Annotated in this window: 20 protein-coding genes; 9 read left to right on the top strand and 11 right to left on the bottom strand. The window is 72.3% G+C overall.

The features are described from left to right. The first annotated feature begins 6 nt into the window (after positions 1-6). Complete coding sequence (locus ACDF64_RS17645) at positions 7-573, top strand: LemA family protein (protein ID WP_394552648.1); 567 nt, start codon at positions 7-9, stop codon at positions 571-573. 92 nt (positions 574-665) lie between these two features. Continuing rightward, positions 666-1,544, top strand: a complete 879-nt coding sequence (locus ACDF64_RS17640) for a M48 family metalloprotease (protein ID WP_394552647.1) — start codon at positions 666-668, stop codon at positions 1,542-1,544. Between the two features lie 57 nt (positions 1,545-1,601). On the opposite strand, the gene ACDF64_RS17635 is transcribed toward ACDF64_RS17640, so the two are convergent. Then, entirely contained in the window at positions 1,602-2,822 is a 1,221-nt protein-coding gene (locus tag ACDF64_RS17635; RefSeq protein WP_394552646.1) for a winged helix-turn-helix domain-containing protein, read from the bottom strand. 212 nt (positions 2,823-3,034) lie between these two features. On the opposite strand from ACDF64_RS17635, the gene ACDF64_RS17630 reads away from it, so the two are divergent. Beyond that, complete coding sequence (locus tag ACDF64_RS17630) at positions 3,035-4,150, top strand: AI-2E family transporter (protein WP_394552645.1); 1,116 nt, start codon at positions 3,035-3,037, stop codon at positions 4,148-4,150. Beyond that, positions 4,147-5,385, top strand: coding sequence for a threonine ammonia-lyase (gene ilvA / locus ACDF64_RS17625; protein ID WP_394552644.1), 1,239 nt, complete (start codon positions 4,147-4,149; stop codon positions 5,383-5,385). The genes ACDF64_RS17630 and ilvA overlap by 4 nt, the downstream gene beginning before the upstream one ends. A gap of 84 nt (positions 5,386-5,469) precedes the next feature. Here ilvA and greA read toward each other — a convergent pair whose 3' ends face one another. Then, on the bottom strand, positions 5,470-5,964 hold the full coding sequence (gene greA / locus ACDF64_RS17620; RefSeq protein WP_394552643.1) for a transcription elongation factor GreA: 495 nt from the start codon (positions 5,962-5,964) through the stop codon (positions 5,470-5,472). Between the two features lie 59 nt (positions 5,965-6,023). Then, positions 6,024-6,431: a DUF4307 domain-containing protein gene (locus tag ACDF64_RS17615; RefSeq protein ID WP_394552642.1), complete on the bottom strand. Its 408-nt coding sequence runs from the start codon at positions 6,429-6,431 to the stop codon at positions 6,024-6,026. A gap of 124 nt (positions 6,432-6,555) precedes the next feature. Here ACDF64_RS17615 and ACDF64_RS17610 point away from each other — a divergent pair, with 124 nt between their 5' ends. Next, the gene (locus ACDF64_RS17610) at positions 6,556-6,822 is read left to right on the top strand and encodes a hypothetical protein (protein WP_394552641.1); all 267 of its coding nucleotides are present in this window, start codon (positions 6,556-6,558) and stop codon (positions 6,820-6,822) included. A 45-nt stretch (positions 6,823-6,867) separates the two neighbouring features. Here ACDF64_RS17610 and ACDF64_RS17605 read toward each other — a convergent pair whose 3' ends face one another. After that, positions 6,868-7,689: a hemolysin III family protein gene (locus ACDF64_RS17605; protein WP_394552640.1), complete on the bottom strand. Its 822-nt coding sequence runs from the start codon at positions 7,687-7,689 to the stop codon at positions 6,868-6,870. Between the two features lie 72 nt (positions 7,690-7,761). Between ACDF64_RS17605 and ACDF64_RS17600 the strand changes: the two genes are divergently transcribed. The 3 genes from ACDF64_RS17600 to ACDF64_RS17590 all read left to right on the top strand — a co-directional run bounded on the left by ACDF64_RS17600 (position 7,762) and on the right by ACDF64_RS17590 (position 11,445). Next, the gene (locus ACDF64_RS17600) at positions 7,762-8,550 is read left to right on the top strand and encodes an isoprenyl transferase (protein ID WP_394552639.1); all 789 of its coding nucleotides are present in this window, start codon (positions 7,762-7,764) and stop codon (positions 8,548-8,550) included. A 114-nt stretch (positions 8,551-8,664) separates the two neighbouring features. Next, entirely contained in the window at positions 8,665-9,783 is a 1,119-nt protein-coding gene (locus ACDF64_RS17595) for an aminotransferase class V-fold PLP-dependent enzyme (RefSeq protein ID WP_394552638.1), read from the top strand. 330 nt (positions 9,784-10,113) lie between these two features. Continuing rightward, positions 10,114-11,445: a PhoH family protein gene (locus ACDF64_RS17590; RefSeq protein ID WP_394555199.1), complete on the top strand. Its 1,332-nt coding sequence runs from the start codon at positions 10,114-10,116 to the stop codon at positions 11,443-11,445. A gap of 103 nt (positions 11,446-11,548) precedes the next feature. On the opposite strand, the gene ACDF64_RS17585 is transcribed toward ACDF64_RS17590, so the two are convergent. From ACDF64_RS17585 to xseA, 6 genes are all read right to left on the bottom strand, one after another. Then, on the bottom strand, positions 11,549-12,178 hold the full coding sequence (locus ACDF64_RS17585; RefSeq protein WP_394552637.1) for an MSMEG_1061 family FMN-dependent PPOX-type flavoprotein: 630 nt from the start codon (positions 12,176-12,178) through the stop codon (positions 11,549-11,551). Positions 12,179-12,275: 97 nt separating this feature from the next. Further along, positions 12,276-13,691 (bottom strand): class II fumarate hydratase, encoded by a 1,416-nt coding sequence (locus tag ACDF64_RS17580; RefSeq protein ID WP_394552636.1) that lies wholly within the window; start codon positions 13,689-13,691, stop codon positions 12,276-12,278. Between the two features lie 110 nt (positions 13,692-13,801). After that, a complete protein-coding gene (locus ACDF64_RS17575) occupies positions 13,802-14,458 on the bottom strand; it encodes a carbonic anhydrase (RefSeq protein ID WP_394552635.1) in 657 nt (218 codons plus the stop codon). Positions 14,459-14,517: 59 nt separating this feature from the next. After that, positions 14,518-15,156 carry a DUF4245 domain-containing protein gene (locus ACDF64_RS17570; protein ID WP_394552634.1) on the bottom strand — a complete coding sequence of 213 codons (639 nt, stop codon included), beginning with the start codon at positions 15,154-15,156 and terminating at the stop codon, positions 14,518-14,520. Next, complete coding sequence (locus ACDF64_RS17565) at positions 15,156-15,386, bottom strand: exodeoxyribonuclease VII small subunit (RefSeq protein ID WP_394552633.1); 231 nt, start codon at positions 15,384-15,386, stop codon at positions 15,156-15,158. The genes ACDF64_RS17570 and ACDF64_RS17565 overlap by 1 nt, the downstream gene beginning before the upstream one ends. 10 nt (positions 15,387-15,396) lie before the next feature. Continuing rightward, on the bottom strand, positions 15,397-16,689 hold the full coding sequence (gene xseA / locus ACDF64_RS17560; RefSeq protein ID WP_394552632.1) for an exodeoxyribonuclease VII large subunit: 1,293 nt from the start codon (positions 16,687-16,689) through the stop codon (positions 15,397-15,399). 85 nt (positions 16,690-16,774) lie between these two features. On the opposite strand from xseA, the gene ACDF64_RS17555 reads away from it, so the two are divergent. Beyond that, the gene (locus ACDF64_RS17555; protein ID WP_394555197.1) at positions 16,775-17,815 is read left to right on the top strand and encodes a 4-hydroxy-3-methylbut-2-enyl diphosphate reductase; all 1,041 of its coding nucleotides are present in this window, start codon (positions 16,775-16,777) and stop codon (positions 17,813-17,815) included. Here ACDF64_RS17555 and ACDF64_RS17550 read toward each other — a convergent pair. Continuing rightward, on the bottom strand, positions 17,812-18,990 hold the full coding sequence (locus ACDF64_RS17550) for a low temperature requirement protein A (protein WP_394552631.1): 1,179 nt from the start codon (positions 18,988-18,990) through the stop codon (positions 17,812-17,814). The genes ACDF64_RS17555 and ACDF64_RS17550 overlap by 4 nt on opposite strands. Between the last annotated feature and the right edge of the window lie 27 nt (positions 18,991-19,017).

The raw sequence follows: 19,017 nt of genomic DNA, 5'->3' as shown, positions 1-19,017 counted from the left end.
TCGGCCATGGAATGGCTCATCCCCGTCATCGTCGTCGTCGCCATCGTGGTGATCATCGGCATCTACCTCTGGGCGACCTACAACTCGCTCGTGACGCTGAACGTCCGCGTGGACGAGGCGTGGAGCGACGTCACCGTCCAGCTGAAGCGCCGGGCCGACCTGATCCCGAACCTCATCGAGGCGGTGAAGGGCTACGCGGCGCATGAGAAGGCGGTCTTCGAGAACGTCACGCGTGCGCGCGCCGAGACCCTGCAGGCGCAGGGTCCGGCCGAGGCGTCCGCGGCCGAGAACCACATGCAGCAGGCCCTGAAGTCGATCTTCGCGGTGGCCGAGGCGTACCCGCAGTTGCAGGCCAGCCAGAACTTCCTCTCGCTCCAGTCCGAACTGGTCGACACGGAGGACAAGATCCAGGCGTCGCGCCGGTTCTACAACGGCGGCGTGCGCGAGCTGAACACGAAGGTCAAGGTGTTCCCGAACACCCTGTTCGTGCGCGGACTCGGGTTCCACGAGCGCGCCTTCTTCGAGGTCGCCGAGGCTGCGGCGATCGCCGAGCCGCCGCGCGTCCAGTTTTGATGGGCGCCGCCAGGCGTCCATCAAGGTCGAGGAGCGCCGCGCGGAGCGCGACGCGTCTCGAGACCCCGGCAAAGGAGCGCTGACCACCCCCGATGTACCGAGCGATCGCCCGGAACAAGCGCAACACCGTCTTCACCATCCTGCTCTTCCTGCTGATCGTGGGCGGGCTCGGATGGCTCGCCGCCTACGTGTACCGGTCGTTCGGGATCTTCCTCCTGACGATCGCCGTCGCGTCGGCGTACGCGCTCTTCCAGTACTTCACGGCCGACCGGCAGGCCCTCGCCATGTCGGGCGCGATCGAGGTGCGGTCGAAGGCCGACCACCCGCGCCTGTGGCGCACGGTCGAGAACCTCGCGATCACGACCGGCACGCCGATGCCGCGCGTGTTCATCGTGAACGACCCGGCGCCGAACGCGTTCGCCACGGGCCGGGACCCGGAGCACGCCGTCGTCGCCGCGACGACGGGCCTGCTCGAGATCATGGACGACACCGAGCTCGAGGGCGTGATGGCGCACGAGCTCGGGCACGTCCGCAACTACGACATCCGCCTGTCGATGATCGTGTTCGGCCTCGTCGTCGCGATCGGCTTCATCTCCGACATGCTCGTGCGGATGACGTTCTTCGGCGGCAACCGGAACAACAACCAGAACCCGGTCGTGCTGATCTTCGGCCTGATCGCAATGCTGGTCGCGCCGCTCGTCGCCTCACTCGTGCAGCTCGCGATCTCCAGGCAGCGCGAGTACCTGGCGGATGCCACGGGCGCGATGACCACGCGGCACCCCGAGGGACTCGCGCGCGCCCTGCTCAAGCTCGAGGCGTACGGCCGGCCCATGCGGCGCCAGAACTCGTCGATGGCGCACCTCTGGATCGCCGACCCGCTGAAGCCGGGCATCGTCGACCGCCTCTTCGCGACGCACCCGCCGATCGCCGACCGCGTGCAGCGGCTCGAGCAGATGGGCGGCGGCTTCTAGCCGACCCGACCGGGCGACGCCGTCCTCCGGCGTCACGCCGCGGCAAGACCTCCGGCATCACGCCGCGGCGCGCACCTCGGCCGCGAGGGCGGAGGCGAGCCCGCCGCGTTCGCCGACCACGACGTCGCCGAGTCCCTGCCAGTCGGCCGCCTGCCGCAGCACGGGCGCGAGCCGAGCGGCCGTGTCGGCCGGTGCACCGGCTTCGGCCCACGCCGACTGCACGCGCAGGATCCCGGCCTTCCGGTCGCTCTTGAGGTCGACGCGGCCGACCACGTCGTCGTCGATCAGCACCGGGAGCGAGTAGTAGCCGAACACGCGCTTCGGCTCGGGCGTGTAGATCTCGATGCGGTAGTGGAAGTCGAACAGCCGCTCGGCCCGCGGTCGGAACCACACGACGGGGTCGAACGGCGAGAGCACGGCTGCGGCGTCGAGGCGGCGGGGACGGCGCGCGTCGCGGTGCAGCCAGGCCGCGCCCGGCTTGCCGCCGGCGCCCCAGCCGGGCACCTCGACCGGGAGCAGCTCGCCCGCGTCGACCAGGTCGGCGATCGCGGGCTTCACGTGCTCGCCGCGCATGCGCCAGTAGTCGGCGAGGTCGCGCGTGGTCGCGATCCCGAGCGCGGATGCCGCGTGCCCGACGAGCCGCCGGAACGCCTCGTCGTCGTCGACCCGGTCGGCCAGCAACGCCGGCGCGAGCGCCTGTTCGGGCAACGCGTAGACGCGCTCGAACCGTCGGCGCTCGACGCAGACGACGTCGCCCGTGCGGAGCATCCACTCGAGGGTCCGCTTGACCCCCGACCAGCCCCACCATGGCCCGCTGCGACGGTTCGCGTCGTGCTCGATCGCGCTCGCGGGCATCGGGCCGTTCGCGCGGAGTTCGGCCTCGAGGAACCGCGCGAGGTCCTGGTTCTCGGCGACCCAGCCGCCCCACGCGTGGCCCTTGGCACGGTACTCGTCGCGCCGGAACGCGAACAGCGGCCACCAGTCGCGCGGGACGAAGGCGGCCTCGTGCGCCCAGTACTCGACCGTGCGGCCGCGCGGGCCGGTCAGGCGGTCGAGCAGCGACCTGTCGTAGGGACCGAGCCGACTGAACGCCGGGAGGTAGTGGCTCCGCTCGAACACGTTGACCGAGTCGATCTGCAGGAGCCCGAGCCGGTCGAAGACCGCGCCCACCTGCCGCAGGCCGGGCCGCCCCGCGCCCTCGGGCGTCGGCCGCCTGCCGAAGCCCTGCGCGGCGAGCGCGATGCGACGGGCGAGAGCGGGGCTGACGGAATCGACCATGATGCCGTGAGGCTACATGCCGCCGCCGACATGGGCCGCTCCTAGACTGGTGCAATGGCAGAGCGAGCGGGGCGGTCGCAGTCGCGCTTCGGGCGCCGTCGGGCCGCGCGCGACGCGGCGTCCGGCCGCCCGGGGGAACGTCCGGACGACCGGGGATCGAGACGACCGCGCCCGGTTCCGAGGCATCCGTCGTCGCGAGCATCCCGTACGGCATGCGGCTGGCCGCGGCGTGGTCGTGGCGACTGCTGCTCGTCGTCGCGCTGCTCGCGGTCGGCCTCTTCCTCATCGTCCAGCTCCGGCTCGTGGTCATCCCGATCCTCGTCGCCGTGCTCGTCAGCGCGCTCCTCGTGCCGTTCTCCGCGTTCCTCCAGCGCCACCGCTGGCCGAAGTGGCTCGGCGTGACGACCGCGCTCGTGAGCGCGCTCGCGGTCGTCGGCGGCCTGCTCACGCTCGGCGTGTGGCAGATCGTGCGCGGATCCGACGAGCTCGCCGCGCAGACCATGATCGCGTGGGAGGAGCTGCGGTCCGGGCTCATGGACGGCCCGCTCCAGATCACCGAGCAGCAGCTCGACGACTGGGTCGACCAGATCGGGGCCGCGATCCGCGCCGACTCCGGCGCACTCGTGAGCGGCGCGCTCTCGGTCGGGTCGTCCCTCGGTCACTTCGTCGCCGGCATGTTCCTCGCGCTGTTCGCGACGCTCTTCATGCTCATCGACGGCCGCGGGATCTGGAACTGGATGGTCGGGATCTTCCCGCGCCGTGCGCGCGCGGCGGTCGACGGCGCCGGCCAGGCCGGGTGGGCGACGCTGCAGAACTTCGCGAAGGTGCAGATCCTCGTGGCGACGATCGACGCGATCGGCATCGGCCTCGGCGCGTTCCTGCTCGGCGTCCCCCTCGCGGTGCCGATCGGGATCCTCGTCTTCCTCGGATCGTTCATCCCCATCGTCGGCGCGGTCGCGACCGGAACGCTCGCGGTGTTCGTCGCGCTCGTCTACAACGGCTGGGTCATCGCGCTGATCATGCTCGGCGTCGTGCTGCTCGTGCAGCAGGTCGAGGGGCACGTGCTCCAGCCCCTCATCATGGGCACGGCCGTGAAGGTGCATCCGCTCGGCGTCGTCGTCGCCGTGACCGCCGGATCGCTCGTCGCGGGCATCCCCGGCGCGCTGTTCGCGGTGCCGGTCGCCGCGGTCGTGAACGTGATGATCCTCTACGTCTCGCGCGGGTCGTGGAAGTCCGCCGACCCGCCGTCTCCGGCGGAGACCCGTTCGCCCCTGTGGCGGACGGTGCCCGAGCGACCCCGTTTCAGAAGAGGAGACCAGACCACGTGACCGAGACCATCGCCGGACCCTCGCTCGCCGAGTTCGAGCACGCGCGGGAGACCGTCGCCGCCGTCGCCCGGCGCACGCCGATGGAATCCTCGCGCCACCTCGCGACGCAGCTCGGCGTCCCGGTGCACCTCAAGTGCGAGAACCTCCAGCGCACGGGCGCCTACAAGCTGCGCGGCGCGTACAACCGGCTCTCCGGGCTCACCGAGGACGAGCGGGCGCGCGGCGTCGTCGCCGCGTCGGCGGGCAACCACGCGCAGGGCGTCGCGTTCGCCGCGCGGGAGCTCGGAATCCGGGCGACGATCTTCATGCCGGTCGGCGTCGCGCTGCCGAAGCTCGAGGCGACGAAGGCGTACGGCGCCGAGGTCGTGCTGGCCGGCGAGAGCTTCGGCGAGACCCAGCAGGCCGCGCTCGAGTTCACCGAGCGCACCGACGCGGTCTTCATCCCGCCGTTCGACCACCACGACGTCATCGCCGGCCAGGGCACGCTCGGCCTCGAGATCCTGGAGCAGGTTCCGGATGTCGCGACCATCGTCGTGCCGATCGGCGGCGGCGGCCTCATCGCGGGCGTCGCGAGTGCGGTCAAGCAGGAGGCCGCGCGCAGCGGGCGCCACGTGCGCGTCATCGGCGTCCAGGCCGAGAACGCGGCGCCGTTCGCCGCGTCGATGGCCGCGGGCGAGCTCACCGACGTCCCGGTCGTACCGACGATCGCCGACGGCATCGCGGTCTACCGCCCGGGCGAGCTCACCTGGCAGATCGTCCGCGACACGGTCGACGACATCGTGACCGTGAGCGAGGACGACATCGCGCGGGCGATGCTCGTGCTCCTCGAGCGGGCCAAGCTCGTCGTCGAGCCGGCCGGCGCGGTCCCCGTCGCCGCGCTCATGACCGGGAAGGTCGCCTCGGACGGCCCGGTGGTCGCCGTGCTCTCCGGCGGCAACATCGACCCGCTGCTCATGCAGCGCGTCATCGGCCACGGCCTCGCGGCGTCGGGCCGCTACCTCACCGTGCGGCTCGGGCTGCCGGATCGCCCCGGCCAGCTCGTACGGGTCGCTGGGCTCCTCGCGGGCACGCACGCCAATGTGGTCGAGGTCCTGCACACGCGGCACGGCCGCGGCATGCAGATCTCCGAGGTCGAGATCGAGATCTCGGTCGAGACCCGCGGCCCCGCGCACCGCGAGCACGTCGTCGACGTGCTCCGGAAGGCCGGGTACGACCCCGTCGTGCTCGACGACTGACCCCGGGCCCTGAGACGGGAACGGCGGATGCCCCGCCCGGGGCATCCGCCGTTCCGTCGCGGCCTGCGGCCGCGGGAGTCGGATCTACTGGCCGGCCCAGGTGTCGACGCCGGTGACCTCGACGGCGATCTCGCGGCCGTTCGGGGCCGTGTAGCTGGCCTTGTCGCCGACCTTGAGGCCGAGGATCGCCGCGCCGAGCGGCGACTGGGCGCTGAAGACGTCGAGCTCCGAGTCGCCGGCGATCTCGCGGCTGCCGATGAGGAAGGTCTCCTCGTCGCCCGCGATGATCGCGGTGATGACGGTGCCGGGCTCGACGATGCCCGAGGACTGCGGCGCGTCGCCGACCTGGGCGTGCTTGAGGAGTTCGGTGAGCTGGCGGATCCGGGCCTCCTGCTTGCCCTGCTCGTCCTTCGCGGCGTGGTAGCCGCCGTTCTCCTTGAGGTCGCCCTCCTCGCGCGCGGCCTCGATGCGCTTGGCGATCTCGGTGCGGCCGTGCGTGGAGAGGTGCTCGAGCTCGGCGGCCAGCCGGTCGTAGGCCTCCTGGGTGAGCCAGGTGACGGTGGCTTCCTGCGCTGCCATGGTGCACGCTCCGTGGATAGACATGTCGCCCCGGCGGGTGCCGGAGCGAAACACCGATTCTAGGTGAGCCAGCAGGTCGAGATCAAACCCGTGTTCGCCGCCTGCGCGGTGCGGATGCGCTCGGTGAAGGTCCGCAGCGGCTGGTCGGACGCCGGGATCTCGACGACCTTCCACCCGACGATGGTGTGGTCCTCGTTGAGGGCCTGGACGGCGCACGCGGTGGCGTTCCCCGCGGGCACGGAGAGCTGCCAGGTCACCTCGACGGCGCGTTCGTCGTCGAGGACGACGTGCCCCAGGTCGGTCGCCTCGATCTGCGGCTTCGAGCCGTCGAGGCCGGCCCAGACGACCCAGGCGACGAGGACGATCGCGACGGCGATCGCCCCGAGCACGAGGACGAGCCGGTCGCGTCCGCGGTTGCGCGGCGTCCGGCCGTATCGCGCGTCGAGCGCGGCCTGCTGCTCGGTCACCTCGCGGGGTCCTCCGGTTCCGATCGATTAGGCTTCCATGACAGCTTAACCCGCCCGTGGAGGCCCCCCTGATGCTCGTCGCGCCCGTCCGATCCGACCACCGCCCCGCCGTCGGAACCGCCCGGTGAACGCGGTGCTGGAGGTCGCGGTCCGATTCGCGGACCAGGAGTTCGACGAGAACCAGGTGACGCCCGGAGTGTGGGGCTTCATCGCGACGTTCGCGATCATGGCGATCGTCGTACTGCTCGTGCTCGACATGGTCCGGCGCATCCGCCGCGTCAACTACCGCGCGGAGGCGCAGGCGCGCCTCGACGCCGAGGAGGCCGAGCGGCAGGCCGCCGACCTCGGCGGCGACGACGTCGAGCCGCCCGCGGCCGACGACGGTCGCTGACGGGTCCGATCGACGGGCGTCGACCGCCCGGCCGAGCGCCCGGCGTCAGCCGCCGACGCCGCCGACCGAGGTCGACAGCGGCGCGAGCGCGACGATGAGCGACGCCGTCCAGTGGCAGAGGAAGGCGAGCACCGTGCACGTGTGGAAGATCTCGTGGAAGCCGAAGACTCCCGGCCACGGGTTCGGGCGCTTGATCCCGTAGATCACCGCGCCGATCGTGTACAGGACGCCGCCGACGGCGACGAGCACCATCATCGCGACGCTCGCGGCCAGGAGGTCGCCGAGGTACATCACCGCGGCCCAGCCGAGCAGCAGGTAGATCGGCACGTACAACCAGCGCGGCGCCGTGATCCAGAACACGCGGAACCCGATGCCGACGAGCGCACCGGCCCACACGACGGTGAGCAGGACGACGCCCTTGTCGGCCGGGAGCGCGAGCAGCGACATCGGCGTGTAGGTGCCGGCGATGAGCAGGAAGATGTTCGCGTGGTCGATCCGCTTCAGGATCACCTTGGTCCGCGGCTTCCAGTCGAACCGGTGGTAGAGCGCCGAGTTGCCGAACAGCAGCAGCGACGTCGTCATGAAGACGGCCGAGGCCCACTTCGCGACGGCCCCCTCGGCGAGGCAGATCAGGATGATGCCGGTCGCGATCGCGACCGGGAACGTGCCCGCGTGGATCCACCCGCGCCAGGTCGGCTTGAACTCCTCGGGGGTCGCGACCGAGGCGTCGAGCAGCGGGATGTTCGGGAGGTCCGGTCCGCGGCGCTCGTCGAGGGCGACTGCGGCGTCGGCGGCGTCGAGTTCGTCGATCGGGCGCTCGAGGTGCGCTGCGACGTCTTCCGGGCGCGCGGATTCGGCGGGGGTCATGCGCCCAGCGTATGGCCAACCGGTCGGCGGTTGCTGTGAGTGCGCCGCGACGCCGAGCGGTAGCGTAGTCCCGTGCAGAACCAGCCCGATCGCTCGTCGGGTCGCAGCTTCCTCTACCGCGTCTACGAGCGCCGCCTTCGACGCGACCTCGACCGCGCCGCGCTGCCGCGCCACGTCGCGATGATCATCGACGGCAACCGGCGGTGGGCGCGTCAGCTCGGCTACGACTCGGTGGCCGACGGCCACCGCGCGGGCGCCGCGAAGATGCGCGAGTTCCTCGAGTGGTGCGACGACCTCGGGATCGAGGTGGTCACGCTGTACCTGCTCTCGAGCGACAACCTCGGCAACCGCGCGTCGACCGAGCTCAGCGACCTCTTCGAGATCATCGCCGACCTCGCCGAGGAGCTCAGCCACTACCGCGACTGGCGCGTCCAGCACGTCGGCAGCGACGCGGGCCTGCCCGAGCCGCTCGTCGCGGCCCTCGACGCCGCCGAGCACCGCACGGCCGACAAGGGCGGCCTGCACGTCAACCTCGCGGTCGGGTACGGCGGGCGGACCGAGATCACCGACGCCATGCGCTCGATCGTCGCCTCGCACCACGCGGAGGGCCGGAGCCTCGAAGACCTGGCCGAGCGGCTGACGCCCGACCTCATCGGCGAGCACCTCTACACGGGTGGGCAGCCCGACCCCGACCTCGTGATCCGCACCTCGGGGGAGCAGCGGCTGAGCGACTTCATGCTCTGGCAGTCCGCGCACAGCGAGTTCTACTTCGTCGAGGCGCTCGGGCCGGACCTGCGCCGCGTCGACTTCCTCCGCGCGCTCCGCGACTACGCGGACCGCCACCGCCGGTTCGGTGGCTGAGCCGGCCGTCGCGCATCGCGGCCCCTACCCCCAAGTCGGGGGGCCACTTCGCGCGCAGGGGTGAGTCGCCGCGTCCGGTTCTGTCAGGATGAGCGCGGAGAAGGAGACGACCCCGTGACGATCGACGGATACCTCGCCGGATTCGGCGAGGAACCGGGCTACCTCGACTACGGCCGATTCGGCCCGCTGTCGAGGGCCGCCGAGGAGGAACTGCTCGCGCTCACCCAGGTGCTCTCCCGGGTGCGGCACAGCAGCATCGACGTGTTCGCCGAGCAGGACGACCGGCTGCGCGCCGCCGTGTCCGCGCTCACCGGCGTCGCGACCGAGGGCATCGTGGCGATGCCGAACACCACGCAGGGACTCCTGCACGCGTGCTTCGGCCTCACCGGCACGGTCCTGCTGTCGCCCGGCGAGTTCCCGAGCCTGCCGATCGCGGCCGTGCGCGCGAACGAGGCGCTCCACGCCGTGCAGCCCGCGTGGCTCGAGACCGACCACGGCAAGGTGACGCCGGGGATCATCCGCGAGCAGCTCGAACAGGGCGTCGCGGCGGTCGCCGTCAGCCTCGTCGACTCCCGCACCGGCTACCTCTGCGACCTCGAGGGGATCCGCCAGGTCATCGGCGACCGGCTCCTCATCGTCGACGCGATCCAGGGCTTCGGCATCGTGGATGCCCCGTGGGAGGTCGCCGACGTCATCGCGACCGGCGGGCAGAAGTGGTGCCGCGCCGGCTGGGGGACCGGGTTCCTCGCGCTGAGCGACCGCGCCCTCGAACGACTCACGCCCGTGTTCTCGGGCTACACCGGAACCGACGACGCCGAGGTGTGGGACCACGTGCCCCCGCCCGCGGCGACCGCGCGCGCCTACCGGGTGTCGAACCCCGACCCGATCGCGGAGGCCCGGTTCGCCGCCGCGCTGGAGGAGATCGACGCCGCGGGCGTGCCCGCGATCAACGCGGCCATCGCCGAGCGGGCCAGCCGCGTGATCGACCTCGCGGACGAGTTCGCGATCGCCGTGTCCTCGTCGCGCGACGAGCGCGAGCGCGCGGGCCTCGTCGTGCTCGAGCCCCCGGCCGACCAGGTCACGCTCCTCAGCGCGTCGCTGCACAACCACGGCGTGACCGCCACGACGCGGCTCGGCGGGGTCCGGATCAGCGTGCACGCCGCGACCACGGACGAGACGCTCGACATGCTCCGGGCCGCGTTCGTCTCGTACTCCACCGCCGCCTCGTACTGACCCGAGTGACCGCCTCGTACTGACCCGCGGGCCGCCTCGTACTGACCCGACGGGCCGGGCGGGCGCGCCCGCTCGCGACCGGGATCGTTGCCGTCGTGCCGCGCGCGCATGAACAGCACGTGTCGCGCCGCGTGTCGATTCCACGGATGTCGGCGGGCAGTCGTAGCGTTCGGGGCATCGGGCAGGGTGCCCGGTCGAGACGGATCGGTGGACCGCTCGCGAGCGGATCGCCGGCCCGGCCCGAGAGCCGAGCGGGGTCGCTCGGGGTCAGGAGCGGTTGTGACCTCAACTGAGTCGTCCAAGACCGTCGGTCGGAACGCGGGGAGCACGGTGGTGCATCCCCGCGTCGCTGTCTCCGGCAACGTCGCGCAGTCCGAGCGGACCTACGTGCTGGACACGTCGGTGCTGCTGTCGGACCCGCGGGCGCTGTTCCGGTTCGCGGAGCATCCGGTCGTCCTTCCCGTGGTCGTCATCACCGAGCTCGAGGCCAAGCGCAACGACCCGGAGATCGGCTTCTTCGCCCGGAAGGCGCTCCGACTGCTCGACGAACTCCGGGTCGAGCACGGACGGCTGGACTTCCCCATCCCCGTCGGCGAGGGGGGATCCCTCCGCGTCGAGCTCAACCACTCGAGCCAGGCCGTGCTGCCGAGCGGGCTGCAGATGTCCGACAACGACTCGCGCATCCTCGCGTGCGCCGCGAACCTCCAGAACGACGGCGTCCCTGTCACGATCGTCTCGAAGGACCTCCCGCTGCGCGTCAAGGCCGCTTCGATCGGCGTCGAGGCGGAGGAGTACCGGCACGAGCTCGCGGTCGACAGCGGGTGGAGCGGCATGGCCGAGCTCGACCTCGGGTCCAACGACATGGCGAAGCTCTACGAGCACGAGTCGCTCGAGATCGACGGCGTCGACGCCTTCCCGGTGAACACCGGGCTCGTGATCCACTCCGACCGCGGCTCGGCGCTCGGTCGCGTCGTCGGCGAGCGCGCGGTGAAGCTCGTGCGCGGCGACCGCGACGCGTTCGGGCTGCACGGGCGCTCGGCCGAGCAGCGGCTCGCGATCGACCTGCTGCTCGACCCCGAGATCGGCATCATCTCGCTCGGCGGTCGCGCGGGCACCGGCAAGTCGGCGCTCGCGCTGTGCGCGGGCCTCGAGGCGGTGCTCGAGCGCCAGCAGCACAAGAAGATCATGGTGTTCCGCCCGCTCTACGCGGTCGGCGGCCAGGAGCTCGGCTACCTGCCCGGCGACCAGGCCGAGAAGATGAACCCCTGGGCGCAGGCCGTGTTCGACACGCTCGGCTCGGTGGTCAGCGACAACGTGCTCGACGAGGTCGTGGATCGGGGCATCCTCGAGGTGCTGCCGCTCACGCACATCCGCGGGCGGTCCCTGCACGACGCGTTCGTGATCGTCGACGAGGCGCAGTCGCTCGAGCGGAACGTGCTGCTCACGGTGCTCAGCCGCGTGGGCCAGAACTCGCGGGTCGTGCTCACGCACGACGTCGCCCAGCGCGACAACCTCCGCGTCGGACGGCACGACGGCGTCGCGTCGGTCATCGAGACGTTGAAGGGGCATCCGCTGTTCGCCCACATCACGCTCACCCGCAGCGAGCGCAGCGCGATCGCGGCCCTCGTGAGCGAGATGCTCGACGGGAACGAACTGGCCTGAGCCGGGGCTGGGCCCGGTCGCCGCGGCGGCCGGGCCCTCGCCGTGCGGTGGCGCCCGGCGACTGGCGTCGGCGCTCGGCGGGACCGAGCCCAGCGCGTCCAGTTCAGCAGTAGAGCCGCTCGGCGTAGGCCGGGCCGTAGTACGCCTCGAGTTCGGCGAGGTCGTCGGCGGGGCGGTCGAGCGTCTTCGCGATGATCGCGCGGCGGGGTGCCGCGTCGGGCGCCCAGCTCTCGGGCTGCCAGGTCCGGGACCGCAGGAACGCCTTCGAGCAGTGGAAGAAGACCTCGTCGATCGAGACCTCGAGCACGAGGATCGGGACGTGGCCCTTCACGGCGAGGCGCTCGGCGTACGGGGCGTCGCGCAGGAGCCGGGCCCGCCCGTTGATCCGGAGCGTGTCGCCGCGGCCGGGCAGCACGAAGACGAGCCCGACGTGCGGGTTCTCGAGCACGTTGTGGAAGCCGTCGGCGCGACGGTTGCCGGGGCGCTCGGCGAGCGCGATCGTGCGGTCGTCGAGGACGAGTGCGAGCGACCCTCCCGGGTCGCCCTTGGGCGAGACGTCCGCGTCGCCCGAGGCATCCGCCGTCGCGATGAAGCACAGCGGGGCGGCGGCGAGCCAGGCCCGGTCGATCTCGTGCAGGCGGTCGCGCGACTTGTCCCGCGCGGCCGGCAGCGGCGTGCCGATCAGTTCCTCGAGTTCGGCGACCGACGTGACCGGCGTTCCTCCGTGATCCATGGCTCCAACGTACGCCCGCCCTCGCGACGGGCGCGCGCGAGACGACGGATGCCCCGGGCCGCGGGTGCGGCACGGGGCATCCGATCGATCCCGGCGGTTACTTCGCCTGCGGCGGCCGCGTCATCGAGAGCAGGTCGAGCGCGGTGTCGAGCTGCTCCTCGGTGAGCTCGCCGCGCTCGAGGTAGCCGAGGTCGACGACGGCCTCGCGCACCGTGATGCCCTGCTTGACCGAGTGCTTCGCGATCTTCGCGGCGGCCTCGTAGCCGATGTGCTTGTTCAGCGGCGTGACGATCGACGGCGACATGCCGGCGAGCGCCGCGGCGCGCTCGACGTTCGCCTCGAGGCCGTCGACGGTCTTGTCGGCGAGCGCGCGCGTCGAGTTGGTCAGGAGGCGGATCGACTCGAGCAGCGCGGTGCCCATGACGGGGATCTGCACGTTGAGCTCGAACGAGCCGGATGCCCCGGCCCACGCGACCGTCGCGTCGTTGCCGATGACGCGCGCGGCGACCATGAGGACCGCCTCGGGGATCACGGGGTTGACCTTGCCCGGCATGATCGACGAGCCCGGCTGCAGGTCGGGGATGAAGATCTCGCCGAGGCCGGTGTTCGGGCCCGAGCCCATCCAGCGGAGGTCGTTGCAGATCTTGGTGAGGCTGACCGCGATCGTGCGCAGCGCGCCGGACGCGTCGACGAGGCCGTCGCGGTTCGCCTGCGCTTCGAAGTGGTCGGCGGCCTCGGTGATCGGCAGCTCGGTGTCGCGCTGGAGGATCTCGATGACCAGCTGCGGGAACCCGGCGGGCGTGTTGATGCCGGTGCCGACGGCGGTGCCGCCGAGCGGGACCTCCGCGACGCGGGGGAGCGCGGTGCGCACGCGCTCGATGCCGAGGCGCACCTGGCGGGCGTAGCCGCCGAACTCCTGGCCGAGGGTCACCGGGGTCGCGTCCATGAGGTGCGTGCGGCCCGACTTCACGACGTCGGCCCACGCCGTCGACTTCGCCTCGAGGGCGACCGCGAGGTGGTCGAGCGCCGGGATCAGGTCGTCGATGAGGGCGGCGGTGACCGCGATGTGCACCGAGGTCGGGAAGACGTCGTTCGAGGACTGCGACGCGTTCACGTGGTCGTTCGGGTGGACCGGGCGACCGAGCTTCTCGGTGGCGATGGTCGCGAGGACCTCGTTCATGTTCATGTTCGACGACGTGCCCGACCCGGTCTGGTACGTGTCGACCGGGAAGTGCTCGACGTAGCCGTACCGGCCCGCGATGACCTCGTCGGCCGCGTCGACGATCGCCTGCGCGATGTCCCCGTCGAGCACGCCGAGCTGCGCGTTCGCCTGCGCGGCGGCCTTCTTGATGCGCGCGAGCGCGGCGACCTGCGCGGGCTCGAGTCCGGAGCCCGAGATCGGGAAGTTCTCGACGGCGCGCTGCGTCTGCGCACGGTAGAGCGCCGACGCGGGAACCCGCACCTCGCCCATCGTGTCGTGTTCGATGCGGTACTCGGGTGCGCTGTCCACCACGGTGTGTTTCCCTTCGATGTGCTGTTCTGCAGGCCGGGATTCGATGCGAGCGCCTGCGGCCCGCCGGGAAGCTTCGGATGCCTCGGGCCGGTGTCCGGCGGAGGCGGAGGTCAGATGCGGCCGACGACCACGTCGGTCTCGGCGCGCCCCTCGACGAGGCGGTAGTTCGCGCCGACGACAGCCAGCGTACCCGCTGCCACCGCGTCGCTGATCATCTCGGAACGCTCCAGCATCTCGTGCACGGTGTCGCGCAGGTGCTCGCGGCCGACGAAGCCGGCGTCGAGGTCGCCGGGCACGATCGGGGCGCCCTCCTCGACGCCCGCGACCCGGCGGACGGCGGGCACGATGCCCGAGACGAGCTTCGCGATGTGGGCGGGCAGGGCCGGGGCATCCGCGGCCTGCGAGTCGATCGCGGCGCGCACGGCGCCGCAGTGGTCGTGGCCGAGCACCAGGACGAGGGGGACGCCCAGGACGCCCACCGCGTACTCGAGCGAACCGAGCACCGAGTCCGACATGACCTGCCCGGCGTTCCGGACGACGAACGCGTCGCCCAGGCCGACGTCGAAGATGATCTCGGCCGCGAGGCGCGAGTCGCTGCAGCCGAAGATCGCGACGCGGGGCCGCTGCTGGTTCGCGAGCTCGGAGCGCCGCTCCACGCCCTGGCGCGGATGCTGCGGAGTGCCGGAGACGAACCGGTCGTTGCCGTTCCGGAGTTCGCGCCAGGCGTCGGCGGGGGAGGCGGGGCGGGCGGGGGCGGGCTCGGTCATGTGAGCTCCTCTCGCGGATCGGTCGTCCCGGCGGTCCGGCGGTCGCCGGCCGCTCCGGCTTACTGCTGCGCCTCGATCGTGGGGATCAGGGCGGTGGCGAAGTCGACGAACTCCTCGGGCGTGCCGGTGCCGAGGAGCACGAAGGTCGTGCCGCCCGACTCGGTCACGAGGCCGTAGCGGGCGTTGCCGACGTCCTCGGAGGACTCGCGGTTGTCGTAGACCGTCCACTCGACGCCGTCGATGGTGGTCGTGCCGGTCGCGAGCGTCTTGTTCAGCTGCGCGGCGACCCAGGTCGGGTTGGCGCCGAAGCCCTGGTAGAGGCCGATGTACTCGTCGCTCGGGGTCAGCTCGCCGACGTACCAGGCCGTGACCCGGTCGGCCTCGCTGCGCCGGAGCTCGGCCGCGTTCGCGCGCCACCCGTCCGGGAGCTCGGGCACTGCGAGCGGCGAGTCCGACACCGGCGCGGCCTGGGCGGCGATCGCGTCGACGTCGACGTCCCGGTCGAGCGGGGTGTCGCTGCGGGGCACGATCAGGACGATGAGGAGCATGATGCCGAGCGAGGCGCCGAGCGCCCACACGAGGTTCTTCAGCGTCTTCGCATCGCGGTACCGCTTCGAGTTCTCGGCCTTGCGTGCAGCGGTCTCGGCGGGCGTCTCGGGCCGGCCGAGCTCGGCGACGACGCGGGGCTGGCGGGCCATCAGGCGTCGTCCCCCGCGGCCTGGCGCGCGGCGCGCGCGGCGTCGAGTCGGGCCTTGGCGCCGATGAGCCACTCCTCGCAGCGGGCGGCGAGCGCCTCGCCGCGTTCCCACAGCTCGAGCGAGTGCTCGAGGGTCGCCTGTCCCTGCTCGAGCTCGGCGACGACGGCGATGAGCTCGTCGCGCGCCTGCTCGTAGCTGAGCGCGGAGACGTCCGTGGCGGGGGTGGGCATGGGAGGCATTCTATTCGGCGGCGCTGGGTGCTCGGTCGGGTGCGCCGGCGGGTGCGGCGCCGGTGGCCACGGCGGGTGCGGCCCCGCGCGATTCCGCGACGAGCCGCCCGCCCGCGAGGGCGATGGCGAGCGGATGCCCCGACGGGGCATCCTCGGGCGCGCGCACGACGCGACCGTCCGCTCCCTGCACGATCGCGTAGCCCCGGTCGAGCGTCGACTGCGGCGAGAGCGCGCGGAGCTGCGCGCGCAGCTGCGCGGTGCGCGCCTCCTGACGCTCGACGACGCGGTCGAGCACGTCGGCGCCGCGCGCGACCCACCGCGTGAGCTCCTCGGCGCGGCGGTCGACGATCCAGCCCGTGTCGGCGAGCGCCGGACGCGAGCGGAGGTGCCCGATGCGGTCGGTCTCGCGCGTGAGCATCGCGGCCATGCGCATGCCGAGGCGCGCGCGGACCTGCTCGACCTTCGCGAGTTCGTCGACGACGTCGGGCACGACGCGCTTCGCGGCATCCGTCGGGGTGGAGGCGCGCAGGTCCGCGACCTCGTCGAGCAGCGGGCGATCGGCCTCGTGGCCGATCGCGCTCACGATCGGGGTCGCCGCCGTGGCCGCGGCGCGGACGACGCGCTCGTCGCTGAAGGGGAGCAGGTTCTGGAAGTCGCCGCCGCCGCGCGCGACGATGATCACCTCGACCTCGGGATCGGCGTCCAGCCGTTCGATCGCGGCGACGACCTCGGGCACGGCCCGGTCGCCCTGCACGGCCGCGTACGCGATGCGGAACTCGACCGCGGGCCACCGCAGCCGCGCGTTGCGCAGCACGTCCTGTTCGGCGTCGGAGTCCCGGCCGGTGACGAGTCCCACCACGCCGGGCAGGAACGGCAGCGGGCGCTTGCGCTCGGGTGCGAAGAGCCCCTCGGCGGCGAGCTGGGCGCGGAGCCGCTCGATCCGCTCGAGCAGGTCGCCGAGGCCGACGTGGCGGAGGTCGTGCACCTGCATGGTGAGGGTGCCGCCCTTGACCCACCAGTTCGGCTTCATGAGCGCGACGACGCGGTCGCCCTGCGCGAACTTCTCGGGGAGGCGCCGGTGGACCGAGGACCAGATCGTGAACGACACGGTCGCGTCGACGTCGCAGTCCTTGAGCTTGCCGTAGACGTTGCCCGCCGACAGCCCCCACTGCGTGATCTCGCCCTCGACCCAGACGGTCCCGAGCCGGTCGATCCAGTCGCGGATCTTCGTCGACACGGTCGACACGCTCCACGGCGCATCCCGTGTGGAGGCGCCGTCGCGCGCGGTGGGGTCCTCGGCCATGCTCGCTCCCAGACGCCCGTCTCCTGCGCCCGCGTAGGATGGCACCGTGACGAGCTCGACGGATGCCCCGCGGATCGGCCTCGGCATGCCGAGGATCCCGAGCGTGCGCGGCCGCCTCAAGGATACCCCGGTGGATCGACCCAAGCGGGTGCTGCTGGCCGCCCCGCGCGGGTACTGCGCGGGCGTCGACCGGGCCGTGATCGCGGTCGAGAAGGCGCTCGAGCACTACGGTTCGCCCGTGTACGTGCGCAAGGAGATCGTGCACAACAAGCACGTCGTCGCCGAGCTCGAGCAGCAGGGCGCGGTGTTCGTCGACGAGGTCGACGCGGTGCCCCAGGGCGCGCACGTGGTGTTCAGCGCGCACGGCGTCTCGCCGGCGGTCGTCAACGCCGCGGCCGACCGCGGCCTGCACGCGATCGACGCGACCTGCCCGCTCGTCACGAAGGTGCACCGCGAGGCCGTGCGCTTCGCGCGCGACGACTTCGAGATCCTGCTCATCGGCCACGAGGGACACGAGGAGGTCGAGGGCACCGCGGGCGAGGCACCCGATCACGTGACCCTCGTGAACAGCCCCGACGACGTGCCGAACATCGAGGTCCGCGACCCCGACAAGGTCGTCTGGCTCTCGCAGACCACCCTCAGCGTCGACGAGACGATGGAGACCGTGCGGCGCCTGCGCGAGCGGTTCCCGAACCTGCAGGACCCGCCCAGCGACGACATCTGCTACGCCACGCAGAACCGCCAGGTCGCGATCAAGAAGGTCGCCTCCGAGGCCGAACTCGTGATCGTCGTCGGATCGGCGAACTCCTCGAACAGCGTCCGCCTGGTCGAGGTCGCGCTCGAGAACGGCGCGAAGGCGGCCTACCGCGTCGACTTCTCGACGGAGATCCGCCAGGAGTGGCTCGACGGGGTCGCGACGATCGGCGTCACGAGCGGGGCATCCGTGCCCGAGGGGCTCGTGCAGGAGGTCCTGATCGAGCTCGCCGACGCCGGGTACCGGGATGTCTCCGAGGTGAAGACCGCCGAGGAGGACCTCATGTTCTCGCTGCCGAAGGAGCTGCGCCGCGACCTCGCCGGGAACCGCGACGCGCGCGCCCTCGGCGGCCGCTCGCGCGCGGCGGTCTAGCCGACGGCTCCCGCCGTGTCCGCCGCGGTGGACCGGTCGCGCACGGTGCGTCGCGCACCCGCGCGCTCGAGCGCGAGCAGCGCGACGACGACCGCGACGAGGAGCGCGAGCTGCAGCAGGCCGGAGCCGGCGACCCCCGCCCAGGCGGTCGCCGTCGCCGCCGCGGCGCCGAGCGCGCGCCAGCCCGCGGGGCCGAGCCGGAGCGTCGTCCGATAGGACGCGTCCGCGAGCAGGTAGAGCCCCGCGCCGCCGCCGGTCAGGAGCGCGGCCGGGAGCGGAACCGCGTGCGTCGGCTCGGCGAGGAGGTCGTGGAGTCCGGCGGCCAGCAGCACCAGGCCGAAGATCATCGCGAGGTGCTCGAGGTAGAACGCCGTGAGCGCGAGGCCCGTGCGACGGCGCGGATCGGCGGCCGACATCGCCTCCTCGGCCCGTCGATCGTCGCCCGCGAAGTAGCACCACCAGAGGGCTGCGACGACGCCGACCGCGAGCACGATGCCCGCGAGCAGCGCGGCGTCGAGCTCGTGGGCGGACGCCGTGACGCCGATCGAGATGATCGATTCGCCGAAGGCGATGATCATGAGCAGCCCGTGCCGTTCGACCATGTGCGAGACGCCCGGGTCGAAGCCGCCGCGCGCGCTCAGCAGCGCGGAGCCGAGGAACGCGACGAACGGGAGGGTGAACAGCACCCAGTCGATCGGGCCCTCGACGAACCCGGAGCAGATCAGGAGCACGCCGACGAGCACGTTGGCGGGCCCGACCACGAGCATGCGCCCGGCGGCGCCGCGGCCGCCGCGCTGGATGAACAGCGCCGCGTGGATGACCGCGACCGCGATCCATGCCGCGCCGAACAGCACGCCGGTCGCGCCGAACGCCTCGGGGACGGCGAGCGCGAGCACGAGGAATCCGGCCATCGCGGCGATGAGCGCGAGGCGGACGAACGTGGTGTCGGGCGCGGTCTGGTTGGTGAGCCAGGCGTACGCGTCGACCATCCACCAGACGAGCGCGAGCACCACGGCCGCCTGGCCCACGCCGGTCCAGTCGGGGTGGTGCACGACGATCTCGGCGACCCGGCTGATCGTGAACACGAACACGAGGTCGAACAGCAGCTCGATGGTGGACACGCGCGTGGCGATCCGGGAGATCCGGTCGCCCGGGACGGCGGGAACGGTCGGCATCAGGTCACGGTAGTGCAGGCGCCGCGC

Source organism: Agromyces sp. MMS24-JH15, from assembly GCF_043518605.1.
Lineage (GTDB): Bacteria > Actinomycetota > Actinomycetes > Actinomycetales > Microbacteriaceae > Agromyces.
This window is presented reverse-complemented; position numbering and strand designations above follow the sequence as displayed.

What these genes read in the sequence shown, in the direction of transcription:
- ACDF64_RS17565 (WP_394552633.1), bottom strand. Translation starts at nt 15,386, where the DNA reads ATGCCCACCCCCGCCACGGACGTCTCCGCGCTCAGCTACGAGCAGGCG.
- ACDF64_RS17585 (WP_394552637.1), bottom strand. Translation starts at nt 12,178, where the DNA reads ATGGATCACGGAGGAACGCCGGTCACGTCGGTCGCCGAACTCGAGGAA.
- ACDF64_RS17635 (WP_394552646.1), bottom strand. Translation starts at nt 2,822, where the DNA reads ATGGTCGATTCCGTCAGCCCCGCTCTCGCCCGTCGCATCGCGCTCGCC.
- ACDF64_RS17575 (WP_394552635.1), bottom strand. Translation starts at nt 14,458, where the DNA reads ATGACCGAGCCCGCCCCCGCCCGCCCCGCCTCCCCCGCCGACGCCTGG.
- xseA (WP_394552632.1), bottom strand. Translation starts at nt 16,689, where the DNA reads ATGGCCGAGGACCCCACCGCGCGCGACGGCGCCTCCACACGGGATGCG.
- ACDF64_RS17605 (WP_394552640.1), bottom strand. Translation starts at nt 7,689, where the DNA reads ATGACCCCCGCCGAATCCGCGCGCCCGGAAGACGTCGCAGCGCACCTC.
- ACDF64_RS17555 (WP_394555197.1), top strand. Translation starts at nt 16,775, where the DNA reads ATGCCGAGGATCCCGAGCGTGCGCGGCCGCCTCAAGGATACCCCGGTG.
- ACDF64_RS17570 (WP_394552634.1), bottom strand. Translation starts at nt 15,156, where the DNA reads ATGGCCCGCCAGCCCCGCGTCGTCGCCGAGCTCGGCCGGCCCGAGACG.
- ACDF64_RS17645 (WP_394552648.1), top strand. Translation starts at nt 7, where the DNA reads ATGGAATGGCTCATCCCCGTCATCGTCGTCGTCGCCATCGTGGTGATC.
- greA (WP_394552643.1), bottom strand. Translation starts at nt 5,964, where the DNA reads ATGGCAGCGCAGGAAGCCACCGTCACCTGGCTCACCCAGGAGGCCTAC.
- ACDF64_RS17550 (WP_394552631.1), bottom strand. Translation starts at nt 18,990, where the DNA reads ATGCCGACCGTTCCCGCCGTCCCGGGCGACCGGATCTCCCGGATCGCC.
- ACDF64_RS17630 (WP_394552645.1), top strand. Translation starts at nt 3,035, where the DNA reads ATGCGGCTGGCCGCGGCGTGGTCGTGGCGACTGCTGCTCGTCGTCGCG.
- ACDF64_RS17640 (WP_394552647.1), top strand. Translation starts at nt 666, where the DNA reads ATGTACCGAGCGATCGCCCGGAACAAGCGCAACACCGTCTTCACCATC.